This window comes from Hyphobacterium sp. (assembly GCF_965228115.1).
Lineage (GTDB): Bacteria > Pseudomonadota > Alphaproteobacteria > Caulobacterales > Maricaulaceae > Hyphobacterium.
Genome location: NZ_CBDDHC010000004.1, coordinates 1 through 5,274, shown reverse-complemented (window position 1 = coordinate 5,274; position 5,274 = coordinate 1). Strand labels below are relative to the sequence as shown.

The window sequence follows — 5,274 nt, the reverse complement described above, 5'->3', positions numbered from 1 at the left end:
TTACCGGCGGATCAAACTCAACAGCGGTGGGATATGATGCGGATACCGTATCCTTTAATTCCACGGCTCTTGGGTCGCAGGCCGATGCAACCGTACGTGACACAGCGGTGGGTTATCTCGCCCGTGCGACGGGAGAGCGAAGCGTTGCGGTTGGTGCGGAATCCCAGGCCGACGGGGTGGGTGGTGTTGCAATCGGCGCGGATTCTGATTCCTCCGGCAATGGCGTTGCGATCGGCCGGGAATCGATCGGAGGTACGGATTCTATCGCAATCGGCGGCGATGATGACGATGGCGATACCACGGGTGCGTCTGCCAGCAATGGAAGTATTTCAATTGGCGTTGACGCCACCAGCCAAAGCAACAGTATCGCACTTGGAAACGGCGCGACCAGCCTGGGTAGCGCTGGAATTGCCATAGGTTTTGACGCCTCGGCAACATCGGACAGCGTGGCAATCGGCGAACAGTCCTCAGCGCTGGTGCAAGGCGGCATTGCCATCGGTAGCGATGATAATGATGGCGATACGCTCGGGGCGGTCGCAAGCGGTGAAGATTCCACCGCGATTGGTGCTGACGCCGTGGCATCCGGCCGGGATTCTGTAGCTTTCGGCACGAACACTGCGTCGTCCGGAGTTGAATCGGTGGCTTTCGGCCATGATTCCACGGCGACGATGGATCGGGCGGTGGCAATAGGCGATAGTGCTGATGCGACCGGCACGGATGCGCTGGCATTTGGAACAGCTGCTCAGGCTTCCGCCTCGAATGCTGTATCCATGGGATCAAACGCCAATGCCAGTGCCAGCGGCGCCGTTTCGATCGGCCAATCGTCCACTGCCACAGCCGAAACGGCCATCTCGATTGGATTCAATTCCGATGCTACTGGCGAAGATTCCATTTCCATAGGGCGGCGCGCGGATGCAAACCAGCTTGGTGCCATTGCCATTGGCAGTGAAATCAGCGGCGGTGTAGGCGCACGGGGGTTGGCTGAAGGCGCTATTGCAATCGGTGCAAACGCGACGGTCGCTGCCAGCCAAACGAACTCAATCGCATTTGGCCGCAATGCATCGGCAACTGCCGGCAATGCTGTAGCCATCGGTTTCGGCTCACTGGCCAATGTCGCCGACACGGTCTCGGTTGGCTCGTCCGGTTCCGAGCGCCGCATCGTCAATGTGGCCGATGGTACGATTGCCTCCGGCTCGCATGATGCTGTCACCGGTGGCCAGCTGTTTACCCTGCAAAGCACTGTCAACACCAACACAGCCAATATCGCGCAGAACGCATCTGATATCGCTGCGCTGGGCGGTGGCAGTGCCGCCTGCGCCGAGGACGGCAATCAATCATTCACGTGCGGCACCAATGCGAATGTCGGGTCGGCCAATGATGCTTTGGCAATCGGCGCTGAAACCGATGCGACCGCCAACAATGCAATTGCGATAGGTACCGATGGCGGCGATGCGAATGCGCTGGGTGCCCAGGCAACCGGCGCAGAGTCGATCGCGCTTGGTGCGGACGCCGTTGCGTCTGCTGCGGATACGATTGCGATTGGTTCCGGTGCATCGGCCTCGGGCGAGGACGGAATTGCCATTGGTGAAGATGCCTCAGCCAGCGGCGCAAGCGGCGTCGCTGTCGGTTGGCAAGCCAACGCCAATACAACCAACTCCACCGCGATTGGTGCCAGCGCTTCGGCCGCGCAAACGGGCACCAGTGTCGGTCAGGGAAGTTTCACCTCTGAGCGGGGTGCCTCTCTGGGCGCCGGTGCTGGCACGTCTGATGTTGACTCCGTTGCGATTGGCAATCTTGCTTCTACGGGCGATGGTGCCCCTGACGCTATCGCGATTGGTGAGCGTTCGGCCAGCAATGCCGCAGGCGGCATTGCTATCGGAGCGGACAGCGCCGATGCTGGCACCGTCGGAGCGTTGGCGAGTGGTACGAATTCCATTGCGATTGGCATCGACTCCGCCTCGAGCGCCAGCGGCTCTATCGCCCTTGGTCCAGATGCCGCCTCCAGCCAGACCGGCAATATCGCCATGGGGGCGACCTCCGTGGCCAGCGGGGTGAACTCGATTGCCATCGGCCGTGAGACGGACGCGACCGGCGAAGCGTCTGTTGCGGTGGGCGCTTTTTCTCAAGCGACTGCGGATCGGGCCTTGGCGCTGGGTGTCAACACCACGGCCTCAGCGGCATCCGCGACGGCGTTTGGTGTCTTTGCCCAAGCGACCGGCACCAACAGCGCCGCGATCGGCACATTCGCCAATGCGGGTGCCGCGTCTGCGACGGCGATCGGGGCGTCGACCGTTGCTACCGGGGCTGATTCCACGGCGATCGGAGCGGTGGCCTCTGCGAACAATACGAATGCGACCGCCATTGGCCGGACGGCGCGGGCGAATGCGGTGAATGCCACGGCGATTGGCCGGGGCGCGGATGCCTTGGCAATCAATGCCATCGGGATTGGCGTGAATGTCGATGCGACAGCGTCTAACTCGATCTCGATCGGCGTGAACTCGGATACGACCGGAACCGGCGCGGTTGCGATCGGTGCCTTCTCGCAAGCAACTGCGGCGGATGCGTTCGCGTTCGGTACAAACGCCAATGCCGGTTTCTCCGGCTCCATGGCGATAGGGGCCAACACGTCCACGACCTTCGCCAACCAGATCCTGCTGGGTCTTTCGTCCAGCTTCTACACCCTGCCGGGGCTCGCCAATGCGGCGAATATCGTCTCCGCAGGTGCGATCAGCCATGTCGTGACCATCGATGGGTCGGGCAATCTGAAGTCTGTCGCGATTGGCGAATTCGCACTGGCTGGGCCCGATGACGGTCCAAGCGTACCACAGGCAGGCGGGATAGATCGTCCGTTTGATGCTACGCTTGGCTGTAACGCTGGAACAGGCGGCAACAGCACGATCGAATGCGGTGTGAATTCATCGACCGGCAGCGCAACAGAAGCCACCTCCCTTGGCGGTGACAACAATGCCACCGGATCTGAATCCACAGCGGTTGGATACGCCGCTCAAGCCACGATGACGGAATCGACCGCCATTGGCGAAAACACCGCTGCAACCGGTATCGGCTCCGTTGCGCTTGGTAATAATGCAACCGCTTCTGATACACGGGCACACGCGCTGGGCCGCAATAGCGACGCCACCGGCGCCACCTCGCTGGCGGTTGGCGCGAACACGCAGGCCACAGGGCAAGAGTCCGTTGCGATTGGTGGCGGCGCGGGAACATCGACGTCCGCGCGGGCAACTGGCGCGCAGTCAATAGCCATCGGTGGCGGCTCAAGTGGCCAGGAAGGGGCGCTGGCGAGCGCCACCGCGGCTATCGCCATCGGCAACTATTCAGAGGCCAGCGGGGCGCAGGGCATCGCCATTGGCGGTGATAGCGATGACGGAGATGACCTGGGGGCTCAGGCCACCAGCACTGACACGATCGCCATCGGGCCTGACGCCGTTGCCAGCGCGACGCGCACGCTCGCATTGGGCGGCAATTCCACGGCAAGCGCCGACAGCTCCATCGCGATTGGCGGCAGAAGCTCGGCAACCGGAGTCAACTCCATAGCTATTGGCGGGGACGGGACAGACGGTGGAACAATAGGCTCTGTCGCCTCGGGCAACAATTCGACCGCGGTAGGCGGCGATGCCGCCGCCAATGGCGAAGACGCCACTGCGATTGGGGCAGGCGCGCAAGCAGCAGCCTTCGGCACCGCGTTTGGTCGCCTCGCCATCTCTAGCGCCAGTGAGGCGCTTGCGATTGGCCAGAATAGCGACGCAACAGCCACGGCGGCTGTGGCTGTTGGCACAGACGCACAAGCTACAGCCATTGGCGCGATCTCCCTCGGCCGACAGGCCAATGCATCCGGCGGTGATGCCTTGGCGCTTGGCCGTTCGGCCGCCGGGAGCGGGAGCGGTGCAGTTTCCATCGGCGCTTTTGCCGGTGCCTCGGCCAGTCAGGCAATTTCTGTCGGCATCAGATCGGACGCAACATTTAGCGGAGCCATCGCGATCGGTGGCGATAGCGATGACGCCAACAATGATGGCGCTCAGGCAACCGCGACTGATGCGATTGCCATTGGGGGTGATGCGGCAGCCGCAGCAACCGATTCGATTGCGATTGGTCCGAATGCCTCGGTCGCTAGCGCCCAGGCCGTTGCCATCGGCCACAACGCCTCAGTTGATGTGGGAACCGGAGGTGCTCTGGGTACCGCGGTTGGCACCAATGCGACCGTTACGGGCGGCAATGGCACGGCGCTTGGCCAAGGATCTGATGTCAGCGCATTGCGCGGTACGGCAGTAGGCAGCAGTTCCACTGTTAGCGGTGAAGATGCGGTCGGCCTTGGCTGGAATGCCGATGCCACGGCCAACTCCGCCATAGCGGTCGGGGAAAACTCCGATGCCACTGCAACCGCCGCGATCGCCATGGGCGGTGACTCGACAGATGTCGATGGCGATGGCGCACAGGCCACTGGAGTTGGGTCCATTTCCCTCGGTGCAGATGCGACAGCGACTGCGGAAGATGCAATAGCGCTTGGGCGAGCGGCTACCTCGACAAATACAGACGCTGTTGCAATCGGCAATAATGCCAATGCCAGTGGCAGCTCAGGCGTCGCGATGGGTGTAAATGCCGTAGCCGATTCATCGCTAACTGTCTCGCTTGGGGCGGCGTCCACCGCAACAGCAAGCCGGGCTACATCATTGGGGGCGAGCGCAGATGCCACTGGTGAAGATGCGGTGGCGCTTGGCTATAATTCGAATGCGAATGGCGCTTCGTCGATTGCGTTAGGCGAGCAGTCAGACGCGACCATGGCTGGTTCCATTGCCATCGGCGGCGATAGCACTGATGGCGATAGCGATGGCGCGCAAGCCACGGCTGTAAATGCGATCGCCCTCGGCGCGGATGCGGCAGCGTCTCAAACCGGCAATATCGCCATGGGGGCGACATCTGTGGCCAGCGGCGTAAATGCCATCGCGATGGGGCGGGAAACCGAAGCCACTGGCGCGGCGTCCGTCGCCGTGGGGGCGTTTTCCAGCGCCACAGCAGACCGGGCACTTGCGTTCGGCACGGATGTGACCGCGTCGGCACAGAATGCCACGGGCGTTGGCGTCTTTGCGCAAGCAACGGGTACCAATACGGCCGCTATCGGGACCTTCGCAAATGCGGGCGCCGCGTCTGCGACGGCCATCGGGGCGTCGACCGTTGCTACCGGGGCTGATTCCACGGCGATCGGAGCGGTGGCCTCTGCGAACAATACGAACGCGACCGCCATTGGCCGGACGGCGCGGG

1 protein-coding gene is annotated in these 5,274 nt (G+C 62.6%); it reads left to right on the top strand.

Annotated features, from left to right (window positions below; all coding sequences use genetic code 11):
• A partial coding sequence (locus ACO079_RS00075; RefSeq protein ID WP_421788853.1) for a hypothetical protein occupies positions 1 to 5,274 on the top strand: 5,274 nt, incomplete at both ends.